The 22,265-nt window shown below is 65.2% G+C and carries 21 protein-coding genes; 11 read left to right on the top strand and 10 right to left on the bottom strand.

Going from position 1 to position 22,265, the window contains the following annotated elements:
* Nucleotides 1-181: 181 nt before the first annotated feature.
* From ASD71_RS04285 to ASD71_RS04305, 5 genes are all read left to right on the top strand, one after another.
* Nucleotides 182-772 (top strand): TIGR00730 family Rossman fold protein, encoded by a 591-nt coding sequence (locus tag ASD71_RS04285; RefSeq protein WP_056560179.1) that lies wholly within the window; start codon nucleotides 182-184, stop codon nucleotides 770-772.
* A gap of 36 nt (nucleotides 773-808) precedes the next feature.
* Nucleotides 809-1,375 (top strand): hypothetical protein, encoded by a 567-nt coding sequence (locus tag ASD71_RS04290; RefSeq protein WP_056560182.1) that lies wholly within the window; start codon nucleotides 809-811, stop codon nucleotides 1,373-1,375.
* A 65-nt stretch (nucleotides 1,376-1,440) separates the two neighbouring features.
* Complete coding sequence (locus tag ASD71_RS04295; RefSeq protein WP_056560188.1) at nucleotides 1,441-2,067, top strand: HAD hydrolase-like protein; 627 nt, start codon at nucleotides 1,441-1,443, stop codon at nucleotides 2,065-2,067.
* Nucleotides 2,068-2,079: 12 nt separating this feature from the next.
* Complete coding sequence (locus tag ASD71_RS04300) at nucleotides 2,080-2,706, top strand: pyridoxamine 5'-phosphate oxidase family protein (protein ID WP_056560189.1); 627 nt, start codon at nucleotides 2,080-2,082, stop codon at nucleotides 2,704-2,706.
* 14 nt (nucleotides 2,707-2,720) lie between these two features.
* Nucleotides 2,721-3,242 (top strand): class IV adenylate cyclase, encoded by a 522-nt coding sequence (locus ASD71_RS04305; protein WP_056560190.1) that lies wholly within the window; start codon nucleotides 2,721-2,723, stop codon nucleotides 3,240-3,242.
* A 41-nt stretch (nucleotides 3,243-3,283) separates the two neighbouring features.
* Here ASD71_RS04305 and fmt read toward each other — a convergent pair whose 3' ends face one another.
* Nucleotides 3,284-4,225, bottom strand: coding sequence for a methionyl-tRNA formyltransferase (gene fmt, locus ASD71_RS04310; RefSeq protein WP_056560191.1), 942 nt, complete (start codon nucleotides 4,223-4,225; stop codon nucleotides 3,284-3,286).
* A gap of 66 nt (nucleotides 4,226-4,291) precedes the next feature.
* A complete protein-coding gene (gene def, locus ASD71_RS04315) occupies nucleotides 4,292-4,804 on the bottom strand; it encodes a peptide deformylase (RefSeq protein ID WP_056560192.1) in 513 nt (170 codons plus the stop codon).
* A 238-nt stretch (nucleotides 4,805-5,042) separates the two neighbouring features.
* Between def and dprA the strand changes: the two genes are divergently transcribed.
* The 3 genes from dprA to ASD71_RS04330 all read left to right on the top strand — a co-directional run bounded on the left by dprA (nucleotide 5,043) and on the right by ASD71_RS04330 (nucleotide 7,658).
* On the top strand, nucleotides 5,043-6,158 hold the full coding sequence (dprA, locus tag ASD71_RS04320) for a DNA-processing protein DprA (RefSeq protein WP_056560195.1): 1,116 nt from the start codon (nucleotides 5,043-5,045) through the stop codon (nucleotides 6,156-6,158).
* Nucleotides 6,159-6,251: 93 nt separating this feature from the next.
* Nucleotides 6,252-7,160, top strand: a complete 909-nt coding sequence (locus ASD71_RS04325) for a hydroxymethylglutaryl-CoA lyase (RefSeq protein ID WP_056560198.1) — start codon at nucleotides 6,252-6,254, stop codon at nucleotides 7,158-7,160.
* 24 nt (nucleotides 7,161-7,184) lie between these two features.
* The gene (locus ASD71_RS04330; RefSeq protein WP_056560201.1) at nucleotides 7,185-7,658 is read left to right on the top strand and encodes a hypothetical protein; all 474 of its coding nucleotides are present in this window, start codon (nucleotides 7,185-7,187) and stop codon (nucleotides 7,656-7,658) included.
* A 209-nt stretch (nucleotides 7,659-7,867) separates the two neighbouring features.
* On the opposite strand, the gene ASD71_RS04335 is transcribed toward ASD71_RS04330, so the two are convergent.
* Nucleotides 7,868-8,884, bottom strand: a complete 1,017-nt coding sequence (locus tag ASD71_RS04335; protein ID WP_056319656.1) for an amino acid ABC transporter substrate-binding protein — start codon at nucleotides 8,882-8,884, stop codon at nucleotides 7,868-7,870.
* Nucleotides 8,885-9,055: 171 nt separating this feature from the next.
* The gene (locus ASD71_RS04340; protein WP_056560203.1) at nucleotides 9,056-10,297 is read right to left on the bottom strand and encodes a PLP-dependent aminotransferase family protein; all 1,242 of its coding nucleotides are present in this window, start codon (nucleotides 10,295-10,297) and stop codon (nucleotides 9,056-9,058) included.
* Nucleotides 10,298-10,508: 211 nt separating this feature from the next.
* Between ASD71_RS04340 and ASD71_RS04345 the strand changes: the two genes are divergently transcribed.
* Both ASD71_RS04345 and ASD71_RS04350 read left to right on the top strand, forming a co-directional pair.
* Entirely contained in the window at nucleotides 10,509-11,228 is a 720-nt protein-coding gene (locus ASD71_RS04345) for a YggS family pyridoxal phosphate-dependent enzyme (RefSeq protein ID WP_056560206.1), read from the top strand.
* Nucleotides 11,229-11,380: 152 nt separating this feature from the next.
* Nucleotides 11,381-12,349, top strand: coding sequence for a tripartite tricarboxylate transporter substrate binding protein (locus ASD71_RS04350; RefSeq protein WP_056560213.1), 969 nt, complete (start codon nucleotides 11,381-11,383; stop codon nucleotides 12,347-12,349).
* A gap of 171 nt (nucleotides 12,350-12,520) precedes the next feature.
* On the opposite strand, the gene ASD71_RS04355 is transcribed toward ASD71_RS04350, so the two are convergent.
* The 4 genes from ASD71_RS04355 to ASD71_RS04370 form a co-directional block, all read right to left on the bottom strand.
* Nucleotides 12,521-12,916 (bottom strand): Hsp20/alpha crystallin family protein, encoded by a 396-nt coding sequence (locus ASD71_RS04355; RefSeq protein WP_056560214.1) that lies wholly within the window; start codon nucleotides 12,914-12,916, stop codon nucleotides 12,521-12,523.
* A gap of 32 nt (nucleotides 12,917-12,948) precedes the next feature.
* Nucleotides 12,949-13,392: an Hsp20/alpha crystallin family protein gene (locus tag ASD71_RS04360; RefSeq protein WP_056560217.1), complete on the bottom strand. Its 444-nt coding sequence runs from the start codon at nucleotides 13,390-13,392 to the stop codon at nucleotides 12,949-12,951.
* Between the two features lie 219 nt (nucleotides 13,393-13,611).
* Nucleotides 13,612-17,571 carry an FAD/FMN-binding oxidoreductase gene (locus tag ASD71_RS04365; protein WP_056560218.1) on the bottom strand — a complete coding sequence of 1,320 codons (3,960 nt, stop codon included), beginning with the start codon at nucleotides 17,569-17,571 and terminating at the stop codon, nucleotides 13,612-13,614.
* 133 nt (nucleotides 17,572-17,704) lie between these two features.
* Complete coding sequence (locus tag ASD71_RS04370; RefSeq protein WP_056560219.1) at nucleotides 17,705-18,241, bottom strand: YqaA family protein; 537 nt, start codon at nucleotides 18,239-18,241, stop codon at nucleotides 17,705-17,707.
* Between the two features lie 95 nt (nucleotides 18,242-18,336).
* Here ASD71_RS04370 and ilvA point away from each other — a divergent pair, with 95 nt between their 5' ends.
* Nucleotides 18,337-19,845, top strand: a complete 1,509-nt coding sequence (ilvA, locus tag ASD71_RS04375; protein ID WP_056560222.1) for a threonine ammonia-lyase, biosynthetic — start codon at nucleotides 18,337-18,339, stop codon at nucleotides 19,843-19,845.
* A gap of 172 nt (nucleotides 19,846-20,017) precedes the next feature.
* Here ilvA and ASD71_RS04380 read toward each other — a convergent pair whose 3' ends face one another.
* Both ASD71_RS04380 and ASD71_RS04385 read right to left on the bottom strand, forming a co-directional pair.
* Entirely contained in the window at nucleotides 20,018-21,130 is a 1,113-nt protein-coding gene (locus ASD71_RS04380; RefSeq protein WP_056560225.1) for a porin, read from the bottom strand.
* 451 nt (nucleotides 21,131-21,581) lie between these two features.
* Nucleotides 21,582-21,962 (bottom strand): DUF4148 domain-containing protein, encoded by a 381-nt coding sequence (locus ASD71_RS04385; protein ID WP_056560229.1) that lies wholly within the window; start codon nucleotides 21,960-21,962, stop codon nucleotides 21,582-21,584.
* Nucleotides 21,963-22,265 lie beyond the last annotated feature (303 nt).

Raw genomic sequence — 22,265 nt, forward strand, 5'->3', positions numbered from 1 at the left:
TTTCGCAATCTTCAGTCTACCGGCCGTGCCAGAACATGCTGTGTCCAAACATTGCCCGTGCCGCACGGCCCGGACTTGCTGCCCGCAAAAAGGCTCCTGCGCAACCTTGCGTAAACTATCGGCTTCGCGAAAGGCATCGTGACGCAATCTGTAACGCGGCCGGCAATTTCCCACCGTTTTTATGACTCTGAAGAATATCTGCGTGTATTGCGGCTCCAACCCGGGCACGCGCCCGGACTACGTCGAGCAGGCCCGCGTGCTGGCACGCGAACTCGTCAAGCGCGATCTGGGCCTGGTGTATGGCGGCTCGATCGTCGGCATCATGGGCGTTGTGGCCAATGAAGTGCTGGCTGGCGGCGGCCGCGTGATCGGCGTGATTCCCGAGCTGCTTCTCAAAAAGGAGCAGGCGCATCTGGGCCTGACGGAGCTTCACATGGTGCAGAACATGCACGAGCGCAAGGCGATGATGATGGAGAAGGCCGACGGCTTCATCGCCCTGCCCGGCGGCGCCGGCACACTGGAAGAGTTCTTCGAGGTCTGGACCTGGGCGCAACTGAACATGCACCAGAAGCCCTGCGGATTGCTGAACGTCGCCGGGTACTACGATGCCCTGATGCAATTTATCGACCACACCGTCGAAGAAGCATTCATCCGTCCCCAGCATCGCGACATGCTGGTGGTGGAAGAAGACCCCGCCTTGCTGCTGGATCGCTACGCCATCTACGAGCCGCCCAACGTCTCGAAGTGGTTTGATCCGGTCAGAAAGCCCTGACACCGACGCTTGAGACTTGAACGGAAGCCCCCCGCAATGCCCACCGATTCGTTGTTCCCCGCCTGCACCGAGTCCGTATTGCGCGACTATTTTCACGCCAAGGACGAGAACCGCCCGCATTACATGGCCCGCGCATTCGCGCCGGACGCGGCGCTGAAGATGGCGCTGCGCACGCAGGCCATCGCCTTTCCGCCCGAATCGCATGGCCTGGCCGCCATCACCGACACGCTGGTGCGCAAGTTCGGCCAGACCTACGACAACGTCTACACCTATTACCTGTCGCGCCCCGACGCTGACGCGCGCCTGTCCGAGTACCACTGCGACTGGCTGGTCGGCATGACGGAAAAAGCCACCGGCAACGTGCGCGTGGGCTGTGGCCGCTACGACTGGGAGTTTCAGCCCGACCCGTATCGCGCCAAACGCCTGACCATCACGATCGAAACCATGGTGAGCCTGCCGCCCGGAAATACGGCCGCGGTGTTCGGCTGGCTGCTGGCCCTGGACTACCCCTGGACCAGCGCGGCGCGCGTGGTCGCCGGCGCCCCGCCGCTTGAAGACCTGGCGCCGGTCGTGCACTATCTTCTTCACCCGCACGGCGTGTAGGGCTCGCGCAAGGCGCCTGTGAAACGGGCGTCCTTGCCCGGCCTGCCGGCACTGGATTCCAAGAATTGAAATACGACATTGCAGCCTTCGACTTTGACGGAACCCTGGCAGACACCATGCCGTGGTTCAACTCCATCCTCAACACCGTGGCGGACAAGTACAATTTTCGCCAGATCGATGCGGCCGAACGCGAGCAACTGCGCAGCCGCGATGCGATGGAGATCTTGAAGTACCTGAACATCCCGCTGTGGAAGCTGCCAGCGATCATGACGCACGTGCGCTCGCTGATGCAGGAGATCGACCCCAGCGTCCAGTTGTTCGACGGCATCCCCGAAGCGCTGGCCCGCCTGAAGGCGAGCGGCCTGCGCCTGGCGGTGGTCAGCTCCAACTCTGTCGAGAACGTGCGACGCGTACTGGGCGAAGAAACCGCCGCGCTCTTTGACGACTACGAATGCGGCACCGACCTGTTCGGCAAGGCCGCCAAGATCGACCGTTTGCTCAAGCAGCACGGCACCGCGCCGGAGCGCTTTCTGCTGGTGGGCGACGAGATGCGCGACATCGACGCGGCCCGCAAGGCGGGCGTGCGCGTCGGATCGGTCGCCTGGGGCTACAACCACCCGGACGCCCTGCGTGGCCGCGGCCCCGATGAACTCTTCCTGACGGTCGAAGACCTTCCCAACGCACTGGCGTAACGCCCAGATCCCATGCACACCGATCCCGCCCACCTGATTACCGACGCCAGCACCCTGCAAGCGCTTTACGGTTCGCCCGGCGAAGCCTCCCTGAAAAAGGAGGTGGACCATGTGCATCCGCACTACCGCGCGTTCATCGAGGCCGCGCCCTTCGCGCTGCTGGCGACCGCGGGTCCGGACGGGCTGGACGCGTCCCCGCGCGGCGATCCTGCGGGGTTCGTCGTGGTGGAAGACGAGAAGACGCTGCTGTTGCCCGACCGCCGCGGCAACAACCGCGTGGACAGCCTGCTCAACGTCATCGCCGATCCGCGGGTGGCCCTGCTGTTCCTGGTGCCGGGCGTGGGCGAGACGCTGCGGGTCAACGGCGAGGCGCGCATCAGCGTCGACCCCGCACTGCTGGCGCGCTTCGAGATGGACGGCAAGCTGCCGCGCTCCGTGCTGGTCGTCGACGTGCACAAGGTCTACTTCCAGTGCTCTCGCGCGCTGCTGCGCTCGCGCCTGTGGGATCCGGACACGCAGATTCCGCGCACCGCGCTGCCCAGCGTCGGCCGCATGCTTTCCGATCTGACGTCCGGCACCTTTGACGGCGTGGCCTACGACCGCGACCTGCCCGCCCGGGTGGCCAGTTCGCTCTACTGAACCCGGAGGCGCGCATGGCACGCAACGTGGAGATCAAGGCGCGAGTCGACAGCCTGGACGCCATCGAACACCTGGCCGCGGCGCTGTCCGGCAATGAGCCGACGTTCGTGGACCAGGACGACACCTTCTTCACGTGCGTCAATGGCCGCCTGAAACTGCGCGCCTTCGCGGACGGCTCGGGCCAACTGATCTTCTATCAGCGCGCCGACGACTGCGGCCCCAAGGAAAGCTTCTACGTCATCTCGCCCACGGACGAACCCGATTCCCTGCGCGAAGCCCTGTCGCATGCGTACGGCGTGATCGGCCGCGTGAAAAAACACCGGACGGTGTTCATGGCCGGACGCACCCGCATCCATCTGGACCGGGTGGAAGGGCTGGGCGAATTCCTGGAACTGGAAGTGGTGCTGCGCGAGGACGAAACCGTCGAGGCAGGAATGGAAGAAGCCCGCACGCTGATGGCCGGGCTGGGTGTCGCGCCCGAGCAATTGCTGTCGGGCGCCTACCTGGATCTGCTGGCGGCGCGCCGCAAGGGCTGATCCCTCGCGCGCCGCCGGACGTGATCTGTCTTGGGGCGGGTTCAGGCCGGCTGCCAGCCGCGCACGAACACATCCACGGGTTGGCGCTTGCCGCCCGCCTTTTGCAGCTCAAGCAGGCGCAGCACGCCCTGGCCGGTGGCGATGTCGATGCCCGCCGCATCGACGCGCAGCACGCTGCCCGGTGCGGCAGTGGTGGCCTCAGCCAGCGCCTCGGCGCGCCAGACCTTTACCGCATCGGGCAGTCCCGGCAAGCGGATGCTGGCGCCGGGCACCGGATTGAAGGCGCGCACGCGGCGCGCCAGCAATTCGGCCGGCTGGGTGCAATCGAGCGCGGCTTCCGCCTTGTCGAGCTTGGCCGCGTAGGTCACGCCGTCTTCCGGCTGCTTGCGCGCGGTCAGGCCGCCCTTGGCCAGCGCGTCCAGCGCCTCGACGATGGCTTCGCCGCCGGCCAGCGCCAGCGCGTCGTGCAACTGCGCTGCATTGGTGTCGTCAGCAATCGGCACGATGCGTTCGAGCAGCATGTCGCCCGTATCCAGGCCCTCGTCCATCTGCATGATGGTGACGCCGGTGCGCGCATCGCCCGCTTCGATGGCGCGCTGGATCGGCGCCGCGCCGCGCCAGCGCGGCAACAGGCTGGCGTGGATGTTCAGGCAGCCCAGGCGCGGAAGGTCCAGCACCCATTGCGGCAGGATCAATCCGTACGCGGCCACCACCATGACATCGGGCGCCACGCTTTCCAGCAGGGCGCGCGCTTCGGCGGCCTCATCGGGATAGCGGCCATCGAGACGCAGGCTGCGCGGCTGAGCGACGGCAATGCCGGCATCCAGCGCGGCCTGCTTGACCGGACTGGGCGTGAGCTTCAAGCCCCGCCCCGCCGGCCGGTCGGGCTGCGTCATGACCAAGGGGATTTCGTGGCCGGCGGCCCGCAGGGCGTCGAACGCGATACGGGCGAATTCCGGAGTGCCGGCAAAAACGATGCGCATGAGGGTGACAGCAGAAGAGGTGAACGAAGGCGGCAGGGCGAAAATGGGCCGAAGTCCGGCCCGGGGTCAGGCGCGCAGCGCTTCGCGCTCGGCCTTCTTGAGCCTCGTCTTGATGCGGTTCTGCTTGAGGTTCGACAGGTATTCGACGAACACCTTGCCTTCCAGGTGATCCAGCTCGTGTTGCACGCACACGGCCAGGAGGCCGTCGGCTTCGAACTCGAACGGCTTGCCGTCGATGTCCAGCGCCTTGCAGCGTATGCGCGACGCGCGTTCCACTTCGTCGTAGACGCCGGGCACGGACAGACAGCCTTCTTCGTAGATCTTGTAGTCGTCGCTGCGCCAGGTGATCTCAGGATTGATCAGCGTCAGCAGTGCATTGCTGTCTTCGGACACGTCGATCACGACCACGCGCTCATGCACGTCGACCTGCGTCGCGGCCAGGCCGACACCCGGCGCGTCGTACATGGTTTCGGCCATGTCGCGCACGAGTTGGCGGATGCGGTCGTCGACCTCGGCAACCGGCTTGGCTTTTTTGTGCAAGCGCGGGTCCGGGTAGCGAAGGATTGGAAGTAAAGCCATTGAATGGGGATGCCAGTAGGAATGCTTGTTCGAGAGTTTAATTCATTAGAGTCTTGATTTCTAATAGTTTTCGGCTAATTCCGGCATTGCGGACATTGCTACGGCACCCATTTTTCAGGCATTCCAGCGACGGGCTCACTAGACGCATATCCATCCACCCGTCGCCCGCGGCCGCGCGCGGCGCATGCGACACTCTCGGACCCCCGGCGCCTTTTCCGCGTCCTTTTCCGCCCGTTTCATGCCGCTGACGCAAACCTCCGAAGAACTCGCCGCCTGGCTGCGACTGTCCCTCGAACCCAACATCGGTTCGGCCACCGCCTGCATGCTGCTCAGCGCGCTGGGTCTGCCCGACCAGATCTATGCGCAACGCGCCACCGCGCTGTCGCGGCACGTGCCCGAAGCGCTGGCGCGGCAATTGGCGGCGCCCATGCCGGCCGACATGGCGGAACAGGTGGAGCGCGCGCTGGAATGGGTGCAGGCGCCCGGCCGCCACATCCTGACGCTGGCTGAGCCCACCTATCCGCAAAGCCTGCTGACGATCGCCGATCCGCCGATCCTGCTCTACGTCGCGGGCGATCCCTGCTTTCTGCAGGGACCGTCGCTGGCGGTCGTGGGCGCGCGCAACGCCACGCCCGGTGGCCAGGAAAACGCGCGCGCCTTTGCCCGGCATCTGGCGGGCAACGGCTGGCGCGTCGTCAGCGGCCTGGCGCTGGGCATCGACGCCGCCGCGCACGAGGGCGCGCTGGATGCCGGCCCGCAAGGCGCCGGCACCGTGGCGGTCATGGGGACGGGCATCGACCGCATCTATCCGGCCAGCCATCGCGATCTGGCGCATCGCATCGCGGCGCACGGCGCGCTGGTGTCCGAGCTGCCGCTGGGCACCGGCGCGCGGCCCCAGCATTTTCCCAAGCGCAACCGCATCGTGGCGGGCCTGGCGCGCGGCGTACTGGTGGTGGAGGCAGCCAAGCAGAGCGGATCGCTGATCACGGCGCGGCTTGCCGGCGAATGCGGGCGCGAGGTCTTCGCCATCCCGGGTTCGATTCATTCGCCGCTGTCGCGCGGCTGCCATGCCTTGATCCGCCAAGGCGCCAAGCTGGTCGAAACCGCCATGGACATCACCGATGAACTCGGCGGCGGGCCCACGCCGGCGCGGCCCTCGCCCAAGGAGGCCGTGCCTGCCGCCCCCCCGTCGCATCCGGTGCTGGACGCGTTGGGGTTCGACCCGCTGCACCTGGATGCCATCCAGGCGCGCTGCGGGCTGGAAACCGCCGCCCTGCAGACGCAACTGGTCGAACTGGAATTGCAGGGCCACATCGCCCGGCTGGACGATGGCCGCTACCAGCGTTTGCACTAGCACTGCAACGGGGCCGGATGCGATGGCGCTAATATGTTCGGCAGCGCCGCAGCCTTGTAGCGCCGGTCACCCAATACCGATACAGGAAGAGACATGGCATTGCCCTCCCGCGTGAAGATCGTCGAGGTATCGCCTCGCGACGGACTGCAGAACGAAAAGGAATTCGTCCCCACCGACATCAAGGTGGAACTGGTCAACCGCCTGGCCGCCGCGGGCTTCCCCAATGTGGAAGCCGCGTCGTTCGTGTCGCCCAAATGGGTGCCGCAGATGGCCGACGGCGCCGACGTGATGGCGCGCATCGAGCGCCGTCCCGGCACCATCTATTCGGTGCTGACGCCGAACATGAAGGGCTTTGAAGCGGCGCTGGCCGCCCGCGCGGACGAAATCGTGATCTTCGGCGCCGCCAGCGAGGCCTTTTCCCAGAAGAACATCAATTGCTCCATCGCCGAATCCATCGCGCGCTTTGAACCCGTGGTGCAAGCCGCGCGCGAAGCCGGCATCCGCGTGCGCGGCAGCATCAGCTGCGCGCTGGGCTGTCCCTACCAGGGCGAAGTCCCCGTCGAAGCCGTGGTGGACGTGGCGCAACGCTACCTGGCGATGCAGGTGGACGAGATCGACGTGGCCGACACCATCGGCGTCGGTACGCCCAAGCGCGTGCGCGAAGTGATGGCCGCCGTCACGCGCGTCGTGGACCCGGCGCATGTGTCCGGCCATTTTCATGACACCTATGGCCAGGCGCTTGCCAACATCCTGGCAGCGCTGGAGAGCGACATTTCCATCTTCCACACCTCGGTGTCCGGCCTGGGCGGCTGCCCCTACGCCAAGGGCGCCACTGGCAACGTCGCGACGGAAGACGTGCTGTACATGCTGCGCGGCCTGGACATCGACACGGGTGTGGACTTCGACGCCGTGGTCGACATCGGGCAATGGATGTCCGCACATCTGAACCGCAAGGGTTCCAGCCGCGCCGGCAACGCCATTGCCGCCAAGCGCGCAGCTTGATCCCGGCTGCATGACCCGCACCGCATGACCACACAGAATGCCCCCTCCGCGCCCGAAGACCTCGCGGCGCTGCTCCGCGCCATCGGCCCGTTGCCCCTGTCGGGCCAGGCCTGGCCGGACTGGGTGCGCATTCTGACGTGGGTGTTGCTCGCCGTGCTGGGCGTGCAGGTGGTGACCACCGCGATCCGCGCGCCCTCGCAGCCTTTCGACACGCTATTGGCAGTGGCCGTGGTGCTGTGCTTCGTGGCGCTGCTGTTCGTGTCGTGGCACATGCAGACGTCCATCACCACGATCGACGACCGCGGCATTAGCCAGACCTGGTTCACCCGGCGCGAAGTGGCCTGGGAAGACGTGCGCCTGGCGCGGTTTGTGCCGATGGTGTTTTCGAAGCGGCTCGTGGTGTTCACGCACCGGGGCAAGCCGGTGATTTTTCAGGGCGGCACGCGGGAACTGCGGGCGGCCTTTGTGAAGATCGCCCAGTTGTATAAAAGTTCTTAAGCCCTGCGTGTCTGACAAGCCCCATTTTCTGCGTGTCTGACACCTTGCGTGTCTGACACCAGCCATACCTAAACTCTGCGTGTCTGACACCTTGCGTGTCTGACACCAGCCATATCTAAACAACCGTCAAGACAAAGACGACCGTCAACACCATGACGGCCGTCCAAAGTTAGCCGGTGTCAGACACACAAGGTGTCAGACACGCGGGGTTATCTGATAGGCAACGCGTACATCAACCCGCCTTGCGTCCACTGCGCATTCAATCCGCGCTTGATCTTCAGCGGACTTCCCTCGCCCACGTTCCGCTCAAAACTCTCGCCGTAATTACCCACCTGCTTGACGATGTTGTAAGCCCACTTCTCGTCCAGCCCCAGATTGGCGCCGCTACCCGGCGTAACCCCCAGGATGCGCTTGATGTTGGGGTTGGCGCTCTTGGCCTGTTCGTCCACGTTCTTGGACGTCACGCCGTATTCCTCGGCTTCGATCATGGCCGACAGCGACCAGCGCACGATGTTCAGCCACGCGTCGTCGCCCTGGCGCACGAAGGGGCCCAGCGGCTCCTTGGAGATGATTTCGGGCAGCACGACGTAATCGTCGGGATTCTGCAGCTTGGAAATCCGGATCGACGCAAGGCCCGACGCATCGGTCGAAAACACGTCGCAGCGGCCGGACGCGAACGCGTTGACGACTTCGTTGAAGGTTTCGATGACGACCGGCTTGTAGGTCACGTTGTTGGCGCGCGCCCAGTCGGCCAGGGTGTTTTCGTTGGACGTGCCGGTCTGCAGGCAGACCGTGGCGCCGTTGATTTCCTTGGCGCTTTTGACGCCTAGTGACTTGGGCACCAGGAAGCCCTGGCCGTCATAGAAGTTGATGCCGGCGTGGATGATGCCCAGCGCCGTGTCGCGCTGCTGCGTCACGGTGGTGTTGCGCGTCAGCACGTCGACCTCGCCGGACTGCAGCGCGGTGAAGCGTTGCTGCGAATTGAGCGGGACCACCTTGATCTTGTTCGCGTCGCCGAACACCGCGGCGGCAATGGCGCGGCACAGGTCCACGTCCAGGCCCTGCCACTTGCCCTGCGCATCAGGGGCGGAAAAACCCGCAAAACCCGTGGTCGTGCCGCAAGCCACGGCGCCGCGCTGTTTCACGACGTCCAGCGTTGCCGCCTGCGCGCCCTGCGCTGCCGCCATCAAGAGCGCCGCGCCCACCAACCCTTTTGCAATGTTCATGACCTCAATTCCTTTCTGCTACCGGGCGCGAAAGCCCGCCAAGGCAAGAAGCTTATAGACATGAAGCGCCCCCGCCAAATAACGAGCGCTTATTTAGGTATGCCGCCGGCGGGTGCCGGCGGCCTGCGCAGAAAGGATAGCAATGCGGGGCGGGCGTGGCGCTGCGCGCCGTCAAGCCGCCAGCGAGATCGACACCGGTTCGTTGGCCTGGCACGCGTCCAGCGCGCGGCCCAGGCGGACCATGCCCTGCGCGATCTGGCTTTCGTTCATGGTGGCAAACGACATGCGCATGGCGAAGAGATCCGCCTTCGCCGCGTCGGCGTAAAACGCCTTGCCGGGCACATAGACCACCTCGTGCTCGATGGCGTAGGGCAAGAGACGCGTCGCATCCACATCGCCCGTCAGCCGCGCCCAGAAGAACATGCCGCCCTCGGGCTTGCTGAACGTGATGCGGCCGTCGAGCTCCCGCGCCAGCGCGTCGGCCATGGCAGCGCAGCGCAGGCCATAGGCGGCGCGGATGCGCGGCACGTGTTCGTCGTAGCGGCCGTTGGCCAGATATTGGGCGACGATTTCCTGGATCCAGGCCGAGGACGCCATGTCGTCAGCCGCCTTGGCGCCAACGCAGCGGCGGCGGATCTCGGGCGGCGCGACCAGCCAGCCGATGCGCAGCGCGGGCGCCATCGTCTTGGACATGCTGGCCATGTACACCGCCCAGTGGCGGGCTTCGCCCTCGGCCAGCGCCGCGATGGGCGGCACGGCTTCGCCGGCAAAGCGCAGTTCGCTGTAGGGGTCGTCCTCGACGATCAGGAAGCGGTGCTTGACGGCCAGCTCCAGCAAGCGCAGCCGGCGCTCGCGCGTCAGGGTGGCGCCGCAGGGATTCGAGAACGTGGCGACGACGCACACCATCTTGGGTTTCACGCGCGATGCCAGTTCGTCCAGCGCGTCCACGTCGATGCCATCGGGGCCCGACGGCACGGTATGCACCGTGGCGCCCGTGTAGCGCAAGGCCTGCACGGAGTTCGGGAACGCCGGCGACTCGATGATGGCGTGGTCGCCCGGCTGCAGCATCACGCGGGTCAAGAGCGCCAGCGCCTGCTGCGAGCCGCCCGTCACAACCAGTTCCGTGTCGGCATTGCAGTGCAGGCCGCGCGCCGCGGACAGGCGCGCCAGCTCGTGCCGCAGGCTGGCCTGGCCGTCGATGTTGGAATATTGCAGGCAAGCGCCCAGCCGGGCCGTGACCTGCGACGAAGCGATCGACAAGCCGTCGACGTCGAACAATTCCTGGGCCGGATAGCCGCCGGCCAGCGAAATGGTGCCCGGACGCATGGCGTAGGGCATGAGCGATCGGATGGGCGAGGCGGGGGGATTCAGGAAGGGCGTGGCAAAGACGTATTCGGGCGCTGCACTGGACATGGCGTGGGGGCTGAGTAGGAGGGAAACGTGTCGCCCGAATGGGCGGCGCCGGACGGCATAGAACTTTGAAATATAAACAAATCTCCGCAAATTCTAAGCCTGCCAATCAGACAGGGTCAACGGCGGGTTTGAAGGCGGCGGATACCCGTGCGGCAGCAGGCCCGAAACACGTCCTACACTATGGGACTTCCTGTTTTTGCCAGAGAACCGCATGACCGCCGAAGACACCATGGCCGGGCGCCTCGCCCAGATCCAGCAACGCATCCGAGAGGCCTGCGAGCGCGCGGGCCGCGCCCCCGGCAGCGTGAATTTGCTTCCCGTCAGCAAGACCTTTGGCGAGGACGCCATCCGCGAGGCGATGGCGCTGGGCCTGAAGCGCTTTGGCGAAAACAAGACACAAGAGATCCGCCAGAAGGCCGCCGCGTTCGAAGGCGACGGGCTGCAATGGGTACTGATCGGCCACCTGCAGACCAACAAGGCCAAGGACGCCGCCCGCGACGCCGCCGAAGTGCAATCCCTGGACCGCGTGGAGCTGGCCGACGCCCTGCACCGGCGTCTCCAAAATGAGGGTCGCACCCTGGACGTGCTGGTGCAGGTCAAGACCTCGTCCGAGCCCAGCAAGTTCGGCATGGAGCCCCAGGAGGTATCCCCGTTCCTGCGCCGCATTGCCTCGGAATACCCGACGCTGCGCGTGCAGGGCCTGATGACCCTTGCGGTCAACTCGCCTGATGCCAACGAAGTCCGCGCGTGCTTTCGCGCGCTGCGCGAGCTGCGGGATGGACTGGTCCGGGAGAACATTCCCGGCGTGTCGCTGGATCGCCTGTCGATGGGCATGAGCGGCGACTTTGAACTGGCTATCGAGGAAGGCTCGACGGAGGTCCGCATCGGTTCGGCCATCTTCGGCGCACGGCATTATCCCGACCCGCAATAGGGCAGACGGGCGGTGAGCGGAAGGGGCCCAATGCACGGGCCCCTTTTTGCGTAGGCGCGAGGCATAATAGCGACGCAAAAAATGCGGCGAAAGTTGACGTCGATCAACACGCGGACGCCGCGCTCACGATACCCCGCACGAGGAGACACTTCATGCACAAGCACGCAAAGCGCCTGCTGGCGCTTGCCGCCCTGTCGCTGGCCGCCACCGCGGCCGCAGCCCAATCCTGGCCCACGCAACCGGTCCGCTGGATCGTTCCCTACCCCGCCGGCGGCGGCACCGACGTGGTCGCACGCACGGTCGCGAGCAGCCTGGAAAAGACGCTCGGCCAGACCATCGTGGTCGAGAACCGTCCGGGCGCCGGCACGATCATCGGCGCCACGGCCATCGCCCAGGCGGAACCGAATGGCTACCTGGTGGGCACCGCCGACTCCGGCACGCTGGCGTTCAATTCGTCGCTGTACGCCAAGCTGTCCTACGACCCCGCCAAGTTCACCTACATCGGCGGCATCGCCAAGTTCCCGCTGCTGCTGGCCGTGAACGTCAACTCGCCGTACAAGACGGTCGAAGACGTGCTAGCCGCGGCCAAGAAGGAACCGGGCAAGCTGACGTCGGCCTCCGCCGGCGCGGGCTCGCCGCATCACCTGGCGCTGGAGCTGTTCAAGCAGCGCACCGGCGCTAACGTCCTGCACGTCCCCTACAAGGGCGCCGCGCCCGCCATCCAGGATCTGCTGGGCGGCCAGGTGGACATGATGTTCATCGATCTGGGCTCGGGCCTGCCCAACGTCAAGGCCGGCAAGCTGCGCGTACTGGCCGCCGCCACGCCCGAACGCGTGACGGTGCTGCCGGATGTCCCGACGATGGCCGAACAGGGCGTCGCCAACTTCACGGCCTACGCCTGGCAAGGCCTGGTTGGCCCGACCGGTCTGCCTGAAGCGGTGGTGAAGAAGCTGTCCGCCGATCTGGACGCCACGCTCAAGTCGCCCGCGGTGTCGCAGAAGATGCTGGACATGGGCGTCATCCCCATGCCGATGTCGGCGCAGGACTTCAAGACGTATGCCGATCAGGAGCGCAGCGCCTGGGCGGACGTCATCAAGAAGGCGAACATCAAGCTGGAGTGATCGCCCCCGGCGTCATCCGGCAAGGCAAAAAGCCGCGGTCAGTCGACTGCGGCTTTTTCGTGGGCGTGCTTGGGACGGTGTCAGACACCCGGCGGAGACGGTCGTCAAATTGTGACGCCATCTCAACGGGTGTCTGACACCTGGGTCGCAAATGACGCCCTGATGCCCGGATCAGCCAGCCACTACAGGAATCTGCCGCGGCTGTGCCTCACGCACGCGCGGGATGCGCAGCGTCAGGAGGCCCTGCTTCAGGCTGGCGCTGATCTGCGCGCGGTCAAACTCCTGCCCCAGCCGGAACGACCGGCGATAGAGCGGCGCACGCATTTCGCCCAGCACCAGCCGCAGGTCGCTCGGCGTGTCGACCGAGGCTTCGCCTTCTATCTGCAGCACGTCGGCCTCGACGTTGATGCGCAGCCTTTCCTTGGACACGCCGGGCAGGTCCGCCAGCAGCGTGATGCCTTCCTTGTCCTCGAAGATATCCACGGTTGGCACGGTCACGCTGCGCCCGTCGCGCTTCTCGGAAACGGCCGCTTCGGCGGGCACGGTCAGGTCTTTGCGTTCATTCATGATCGATACTCCTATGCGGTTGCGTTAGCGGGTCACTGCACGGTCACGGTGCGCGGCTTGGCCGATTCGCGGCGCTTGATGGAAATGGCCAGGCAGCCATCCGTATAACGCGCCTGCACATTGTCGGGATCCGCGTCCGCGGGCAGTTCGATGATGCGCGTGTAGCGGCCCTGCGTGCGTTCCCGCGCGTAATAACGGGCGCCTTCGGGCAGCGCCTGCGGCTTGCGTTCGCCGCTGATGGTCAGCAGGCTCTTCTCGATGGACACGTTCAGGCCTTCGGGTTCCATCCCGGGCACAAAGGCCACGACTTCTATGGAATCGCCCGACACGCCCACGTTGACTGGCGGAAAGTACGCCTGCGGCGTGGCCCGCAAGGCGGCAGGCACGCCGGCATTGCGCAGCACGCGGCCCATGTGTTCCTGGATCGCGTCGAACGCGCTGGCAAAGCCACTATCGTTGAAGGGAAAGTTGCTCATGAAGATCTCCTCGAACGAAAAAAGGGACCGACGCAGACCCATCACAGCCGCGATGCCGGCGACCGCAGGTCTGATCGCTTCAGTCCGAGTATGGGATCGGTTTTTGGCGTTTCAAGAGGTCTATGCGACCCGGCTGAACACGCGACGCCCGCTGCCCGGAAGCACAAAAAAAACCGCGGCCATCGCTGGCCGCGGTTTCTGTTTGGCGCGTGCTGACGCCTACACCAGGACCCGTTCGATCCCGCCCGCGTTCGCACGGCGCACGTAGTCTTCCATCCAGCCTTCGCCCAGGATGTGGCGGGCCATCTCAACCACGATGTAGTCGGCCTCCATCTTGGTGTCGCCCTCGTAGCGCGACAGGCCCTGCAAGCACGACGGGCACGAAGTCAGGACCTTCACGTCCCCCGTGAAGCCATCGCTGCGCATCGCGGCGTCGCCCTTGAGCAGTTCTTCCTGCTTGCGGAAGCGCACCTGCGTGGAAATGTCGGGACGGCTGACCGCCAGCGTGCCCGACTCGCCGCAGCAGCGGTCGCTCTTGACCGCGCCATCGCCCACCAGCGCGCGCACCGTCTTCATGGGCTCCTGCAGTTTCATCGGCGTGTGGCAGGGGTCGTGGTACATGTAGCGCACGCCCTTGGCGCCTTCCAGCTTGATGCCCTTTTCCAGCAGGTATTCGTGGATGTCGATCAGCCGGCAGCCCGGGAAGATCTTTTCGAACTCATACCCGGCAAGCTGGTCGTAGCACGTGCCGCAACTGACCACCACGGTCTTGATGTCCAGGTAGTTCAGCGTGTTGGCCACGCGATGGAACAGCACCCGGTTGTCGGTGATGATCTGCTCGGCCTTGTCGGTCATGCCGTTGCCGCGCTGGGGATAGCCGCAGCACAGGTAACCCGGCGGCAGCACGGTCTGCACGCCCGCATGCCACAGCATCGCCTGCGTGGCCAGGCCGACCTGCGAGAACAGGCGTTCGGAACCGCAGCCCGGGAAATAGAACACCGCTTCCGTGTCGGCCGTGGTGGCCTTCGGGTCGCGGATGATCGGCACGTAGTTCGCGTCTTCGATATCCAGCAGCTTGCGCGCGGCCTGCTTGGGCAATCCGCCGGGCATCTTCTTGTTCACGAAGTGCACCACCTGCTCGCGCAGCGGCGGCTTGCCCACCGTGGCCGGCGGCTTGGCGGTCTGCTTCTTGACCAGGCCGGAGAACAGGTCGTGCGCGGCGCGCTGCACCTTGTAGCCCACGCCCACCATCGCCTTGCGGGTGGCGTTGATGGTGGCCGGATCCTTGGCGTTCAGGAAGAACATGGCGCTGGCCGTGCCCGGATTGAACGACTTGCGGCCCATGCGGCGCAGCACGGCGCGCATGTTCATCGACACGTCGCCGAAGTCGATATCGACCGGACAGGGGTTGTAGCACTTGTGGCAGACGGTGCAGTGGTCGGCCACGTCCTCGAACTCTTCCCAGTGCTTCAGGCTGACGCCGCGACGGGTCTGTTCTTCGTACAGGAAGGCCTCGACCAGCAGCGACGTCGCCAGGATCTTGTTGCGGGGCGAATACAGCAGGTTCGCGCGCGGCACGTGGGTGGCGCACACGGGTTTGCACTTGCCGCAGCGCAGGCAGTCCTTGATCGACTCCGAGATGGCGCCGATGTCGCTCTGCTGCATGATCAGCGACTCGTGGCCCATCAGGTTGAAGCTGGGCGTCCAGGCGTGGCGCAGGTCCGCGCCGGGCATGAGCTTGCCGGCGTTGAAGTGGCCGTTGGGGTCCACACGCCGCTTGTAGTCCTGGAACGGGGCCAGTTCGGCTTCGGTCAGGAACTCATACTTCGTCAGGCCGATGCCGTGCTCGCCCGAAATCACGCCGTCCAGGTCGCGCGCGATCTGCATGATGCGCTCGACGGCGGCATGCGCCTCGCCCAGCATTCCGTAGTCGTCCGAGTTGACCGGAATGTTGGTGTGCACGTTGCCATCGCCGGCGTGCATGTGCAGCGCGACGAACACGCGGCTCTTGAGCACGCGGCCATGGATGGCGACGAGCTCGTCGACGATCTTCTTATAGGCCGCGCCCGAGAAGGCGCGCTGCAGGCCGGCCAGCACTTCGGTCTTCCACGACACGCGGATGGTGCGGTCCTGCACCACGTCGAAGACGCGGGCGGCGGGTTGAGCGGCCAGGCGTGCGGTCAGCGTGGCGTGAAGCTCACCCAGGCCAAGGCCTTCGAGCTGCGGCAGCGCGTCGCCCAGCGGCAGGTCCAGATTGTCCAGCAGCCACTGCCAGCGCTGGCGCGTCGCGGCGATCAATTCGATCGCCTGACGCGTGCGCTCGGCCAGCACCTCGGCGCGCGTGGTTTCGATGTCGGCGTCGTCGATCTTGCCGACCGGCAGCGGCGTGCACAGGTAGGCATCCAGCTCGCCCAGCAGCTTGAGCTTGTTGCTGGTCGACAGTTCGATGTTGATGCGCTCGATGTGATCCGTGTATTCGCCCATGCGGGGCAGCGGGATCACGACGTCTTCGTTGATCTTGAAGGCGTTGGTGTGACGCGCGATCGCGGCGGTGCGCGAGCGGTCCAGCCAGAATTTCTTGCGCGCCTCGGGGCTGACGGCGACAAAGCCCTCGCCGTGGCGCGTGTTGGCCAGACGAACGACTTCGCTGGCGGCCGCGGCCACCGCGTCGTCGTCATCGCCGACGATGTCGCCGATCAGGACCATCTTGGGCAGCACGCCGCGCTTGCTCTTGGTGGCGTAGCCCACCGCGCGCAGATAGCGTTCGTCCAGGTGCTCCAGGCCGGCCAGGATGGCGCCGCGCGCCTTGCCCTCGCCGTCCAGATAGCCCTTGACCTCGACGATCGACGGGATGGCGTCGCGTGCCTGCCCGAAGAATTCCATGCAGACGGTGCGCGTGTGGCGCGGCATGCGGTGCAGCACCCAGCGCGCCGACGTGATGAGACCGTCGCAGCCTTCTTTCTGGATGCCGGGCAGACCCGCCAGGAACTTGTCGGTGACGTCCTTGCCCAGGCCTTCCTTGCGGAACACGCGGCCCTGGATTTCCAACGTTTCGGTCTTGAGGAGGCGCTCGCCGGGCTTGCCCTTGCCGTCGAACCACTTGAGCTCGAAGCGGGCCAGCTCCACGTCATGGATCTTGCCCATGTTGTGGTCCAGGCGCGTGACTTCCAGCCAGTTGCCGTCCGGATCGACCATGCGCCACCAGGCCAGATTGTCCAGCGCGGTGCCCCACAGCACGGCCTTTTTGCCGCCGGCGTTCATGGCGATGTTGCCGCCCACGCACGAGGCCTCGGCGGACGTCGGGTCCACGGCGAACACGAAGCCGGCCGCCTCGGCCGCCTCGGACACGCGCTTGGTGACCACGCCGGCGCCGGCGTGGATGACCGCAACGGGCTCGGTGAGCCCGGGCAAAATACAGGACTCGACCTTGCCCAGCTTGTCGAATTTTTCGGTGTTGATGACCGCCGACTTCCAGGTCAGCGGAATGGCGCCGCCGGTGTAGCCGGTGCCGCCGCCGCGCGGCACGATGGTCAGGCCCAGTTCAATACAGGCGGTGACCAGCGCGGCGATCTCATCCTCGGAGTCGGGCGTCAGCACGACGAAGGGATACTCCACGCGCCAGTCGGTCGCGTCCGTTACGTGCGATACGCGCGACAGGCCGTCGAACTTGATGTTGTCGCGCGCCGTGATGCGGCCCAGCACCTTCTGCGCCTGCTTGCGCATCATGGCCGTCTGGTCGAATTCGCCTTCAAAGGCAGCGATGGCGGAACGCGCGCGGGCCAGCAGACCGACGACCTTTTCGTCGCGATGCGGATCGTGGCCGGCTTCAGCCGGCGCGCTGGGGTCCCGGCGCTTGTCGATTTCGCCCAGACGGTGATGCAGCGCTTCAATGAGCTGCTTGCGGCGCTTGGGATTGTCGAGCAGGTCGTCCTGCAGATACGGATTGCGGCGCACGACCCAGATGTCGCCCAGCACTTCGTACAGCATCCGGGCGGAGCGGCCGGTGCGCCGTTCGCCGCGCAGGTCACTCAGCAGGCTCCAGGCGTCTTCACCCAATAACCGGCCCACGATTTCGCGGTCGGAAAACGACGTGTAGTTGTAGGGGATTTCGCGCAGTCGCGCGGGTGCGGCGGGCGGCATCGCCCCGTTCAAGATGTGGCTGGCGAGTGGGGCGTTCATGGCGGCAAGAAGGGGGCCCTTAAAAAAGTATTTTATGCCATTGTCCCGACTTGACCCCTAATAAGTCTGGAAAGGCGTCCAAAAGCGCGACGGGGTCGGCATGTAACGTCCCCGTTTAAGACCGGTGTCAGGGCTAGATTTTTCCGGGAAAGAACCAGAGCAGCCCGGCGGTCATGAACAGATAGCGCATGAATTTGCCGATGGCCATGTAGAAAACGCAGGGCCAGAACGGCAAACGGAGCCAGCCGGCAACCGCGCACAGGGGATCGCCCACGGCGGGCAACCAGGACAACAGCAGCGCAGGCGGTCCCATCCGGTGCAGCCAGTCATGGGCGCGCTCGTTCCAGCGCCCGCGCATGCGGCCGCCTTCCGTCGCATCGGGATGCGGATGGGGGTGTTTTTCCTTCCAGCGCTCGACCGCCTTCTCGGCGCCCAGGCCCATGGCGTAGCTGATGGCGCCGCCCACGGTATTGCCTGCGGTGGCCACCAGGATGGCGGGCCAGAACATGTCCGGCGAAAGCTTGATGTAGCCGAACACCGCCGGCTCGGAGCCCAGCGGCAGCAGCGTCGCGGACACGAGCGAAACGGTGAAGATGGCCGACAGGCCCACCGAGGGCAGCGCCAGCACCCCCAAGAGCCAATGAACTGCGGATAAGAGACTTTCTTCCATGGTTGCGGCAGTGTAGCCGCGGGAAACCCGGAAGGCGACACGCATTCCCTGCAATAATCCAGGCCAGTCCCCACTCTTGCCCTGTCGCGCGGTCCATGTCCACTGATTATCTGAAACGCATCCTGACTTCCAAGGTTTACGACGTCGCGGTCGAATCCCCGCTCGAGGCAGCGCCCCTGCTGTCGCAGCGGATGTCGAACACGATGCTGCTCAAGCGCGAGGATACGCAGGCGGTGTTCAGCTTCAAGCTGCGTGGCGCGTACAACAAGATGGCCAACCTCGCTCCGGCGGCGCGCAATCGCGGCGTCATCGCGGCCTCGGCCGGCAACCACGCGCAGGGCGTCGCCCTGGCGGCCGCCCGCCTGGGCTGCCGCGCCGTGATCGTCATGCCCACGACCAGCCCTCAGGTCAAGATCGACGCCGTGCGCCGCCTTGGCGGCGAAGTCGTGCTGGCCGGCGAAAGCTTTTCGGACGCCTACGCGCATGCGCAGGTGCTGGAAAAGAAAGAAAAGCTGACCTTCGTCCATCCCTTCGACGATCCCGACGTGATCGCCGGTCAGGGCACCGTGGGCATGGAAATCCTGCGCCAACATCCCGGCCACATCGACGCGATCTTCGTGGCGATCGGCGGCGGCGGCCTCATTGCCGGCGTGGCGGCCTACATCAAGCAGTTGCGGCCCGAGATCAAGATCATCGGCGTGCAGACCGAGGACTCCGATGCCATGCTGCGCAGCGTGCGCGCGGGCCGGCGCGTTCAGTTGAACGACGTGGGCCTGTTCTCGGACGGCACGGCGGTCAAGATGGTGGGCGCTGAAACCTTCAAGCTGGCGCGCAAGTACGTGGACGATTACGTGGTGGTCAACACCGATGCGATCTGCGCCGCCATCAAGGACGTCTTTCAGGACACGCGCAGCGTGCTGGAGCCGGCCGGCGCCATGGCCGTGGCGGGCGCCAAGCAGTACGTTGCCGAACACCACCTGAAGAACAAGACGCTGGTGGCCATTGCGTGCGGCGCCAACATGAACTTCGACCGGCTGCGCTTCGTGTCCGAGCGCGCCGAGGTCGGCGAAATGCGCGAGGCCGTGTTCGCCGTCACCATGCCCGAGCAGCGCGGGAGCTTTCGACGCTTCTGCGAATTGGTGGGCGAACGCAGCGTCACCGAATTCAACTACCGCATCTCGGATGCGGACCGTGCCCACGTGTTCGTCGGCATCCAGGTCTCTTCCGCCGCGGAACCCGACAAGATCGCGGCGAACTTCCGCCGACACGGGTTCGACACGCTGGACCTGACCCACGACGAAATGGCCAAGACCCACCTGCGGCACATGGTGGGCGGCCGCTCGGCGCTGGCGCGCAACGAACTGCTGTACCGCTTTGAGTTCCCCGAGCGGCCGGGCGCGCTGATGCGCTTTCTGAACGCGATGAATCCCGACTGGAACATCAGCCTGTTCCATTACCGCAATCAGGGCGCGGACTATGGCCGCATCCTGATCGGCATCCAGGTGCCGCCGGCGGACAAGAAGCAGTTCCGCAACTTCGTGGCGGAACTGGGCTATCCGCATTGGAACGAAACCGACAACCCGGCGTACAAGCTTTTCCTGTAACGGGCGGGATTCAGCTGTCCTGAATGCGAGAGGGCCTCCTTGCGGAGGCCCTTCCCTTCTGTGCGCGAGGCGCGCCCGGCTGAACCCGATCTAGGGGGGGGTTCGCTGTCACTCAGCGGGCCACGGAGAATGGCCCGCACATTCAGCAAGGTTCAGCCGGACGTCCCGTTGCTTAGAAACGGTGACGCAGGCCGACGGCGACAGCCGTGTCGGTCGCGTCGTGCTGGAACGCGTAGTTGTCGCCATACGAGGCGTACGCGTACAGGTTCGTGCGCTTGGTGAAGTCGTACGTGTAGCCAAGGCTGTACACGTTGAACGTCGCGTCGTCGCCCGTCAGCTTGTCGTTGCTGGCGGTGGCGCGCTGCCACGAACCGAACACGGCGTGGCGGCCCAGCGGCACGGTGGCGCCGATCATGTACGAGTTGGCGCGGAAACCATCAGCCAGCTTGAACGAACCCAGCTTGTTCATGCCGTCGGGCGTGGTGCCCATGTTCTGACCGACGAACCAGCCGTCGCGGGTCTGACCGAACGCAGCCGCGACCTTCACGACTTCAAAGTCGTACGAACCGCCGACGATGTATTCCTGGATGCGCGCCGCGTCCTTGCCGCCAACGCGGTCGTTGGACGGATTGAAGCGGTCGTAAGCAGCCGCCAGGTTCAGCGGGCCGTTGACGTATTGCACACCGGCGGTGATCACGCGGTTGTTGTCGCCCGTGGCGAAGCCCTTCTGCGTCGTATCCGTGACGGTGTCGTCCGCGCTGAACGCGTAGCCGAGGCCGACCTTCAAACCGCCCAGGCTCGGGGTTTGATACAGGACCATGTTGTCCAGGCGCATCGTGTTGGCGCTGCCGAACGTGGTACCCATGTTGGCGTTGTTGTAGCTGATCGAGAACGGGTCGATCGAGCCGAAGTACTTCGACGCCAGGTTCGTCTGACGGCCGAATTCCAGACGGCCCCACGAATCGCTGTCCAGGCCAACCGTTGCTTGGCGGCCGAACAGGCGGTCGTTCTGCAGCGAGTTGCCGTTCAGGGGACCAAAGCCGCCTTCCAGCGTAAACACGGCGCGCAGGCCGTCGCCCAGATCTTCCGTGCCGCGCAGGCCAAAGCGCGAACCGCTGCTCACGCCCTGAACCGCACCGATACGGCTTTGCGAGTTGCCCTTGAACTTCACTTTTTCGTAGCCGAGGCCAGCATCGATCAAGCCGTACAGCGTCACGGAATCGGCGGCCTGCGCGGCGCCGGCAAAGCCGGTCAGCAACGCGACGGCCAAAAACGTCTTCTTCATTTGAATCCCCAAAATGGCGAGATGAAAGGCGCATTGCGGGGCGCCGGCAAACACCGCGAGCCCTCGCATGCCGCAACGTTGAATCGAGCGGCGATGCACTGGGCGTAGTGTCCGGCTTGTAGCAGTTCGTAGTAACCCGGATTTCGACGAACTACTTTCCATGGTTGGGATAATGACGCGAAGCTGAAGCCCCGGCTTGATCCAAAACGCTTGCTAAGGCCTTGATCTCAAATATGAATCATTGCTCGCATCACGGAACAGTAAGGCCGGATGCGGCGTTCGGCGCCATGCCCACCGCCAACACATGTGGCGCAGGCGGAATAATTTTTGCGGCGTAAACGCCACACTGTTTCGGCAGGCGACAAAAACGCGAGGCGCAAAAAAACCCCTCGGCGTCACAAGGGGTTCTTTCGGTGACCTGCCGGGCGGCGCTGCGCGCCAGCGCTGGAACTCAGCGGCCCTTGGGCGGGTAGTCCAGTTCGCCAAACGTGTATTCGCCGCGCGCCTTGGCGTCGGCCAATTCCTGGCGGACTTCTGCACGGCTCTTGCCGGCGGTCTGCGCCACGGCCTTGGGCGGGTAATCCAGTTCGGCGCTCGTCACCTGGCCTGCGGCCTTGGCGCTTTGCAGTTCCTGCTGCACCTGTTCGCGCGACAGGCTGGTGGTCTGGGCGACGGCGGGCGGATAGTCCAGCTCGCCAAAGGTGACGGTGCCGGCGGCCTTGGCGGCTTGCAGTTCCTGCTGGACCTGTTCACGCGTCTTGCCATCGGCGTGAGCGGCGGACATGCCGACGAGGGTAGCGGTAACCATGAGTGCGGTTGCTAGGGCTTTCATTTTGATGACTCCATCCTAAACGTTGCACATCGTCTTGCGCCGGGTTGGCGGCATTCGATATGACAATTTGATGCTGGGACGAAGTATCTGGTTATTAGCGCCTAGTAAAAACCCTTAATTTGGTGAACATATTTGCACGGATGGGACAATTGCAAGTCGTATCCGCGGCGGGCGCCGCGCATGAAGGCCTTTGCGTGCGCATGCACTATGGTGAAGGCCCTTGCCGCCATTCAGTTTCCCGCAAGCTAGGTAACGCAATCGCAACGCGCCACGCAAGGGCCCTGTTGTGCAAGGTGGAGAAAT

Origin of the sequence: Achromobacter sp. Root565 (assembly GCF_001427425.1) — a bacterium.
Taxonomy (GTDB): Bacteria; Pseudomonadota; Gammaproteobacteria; order Burkholderiales; family Burkholderiaceae_B; genus Achromobacter; species Achromobacter spanius_D.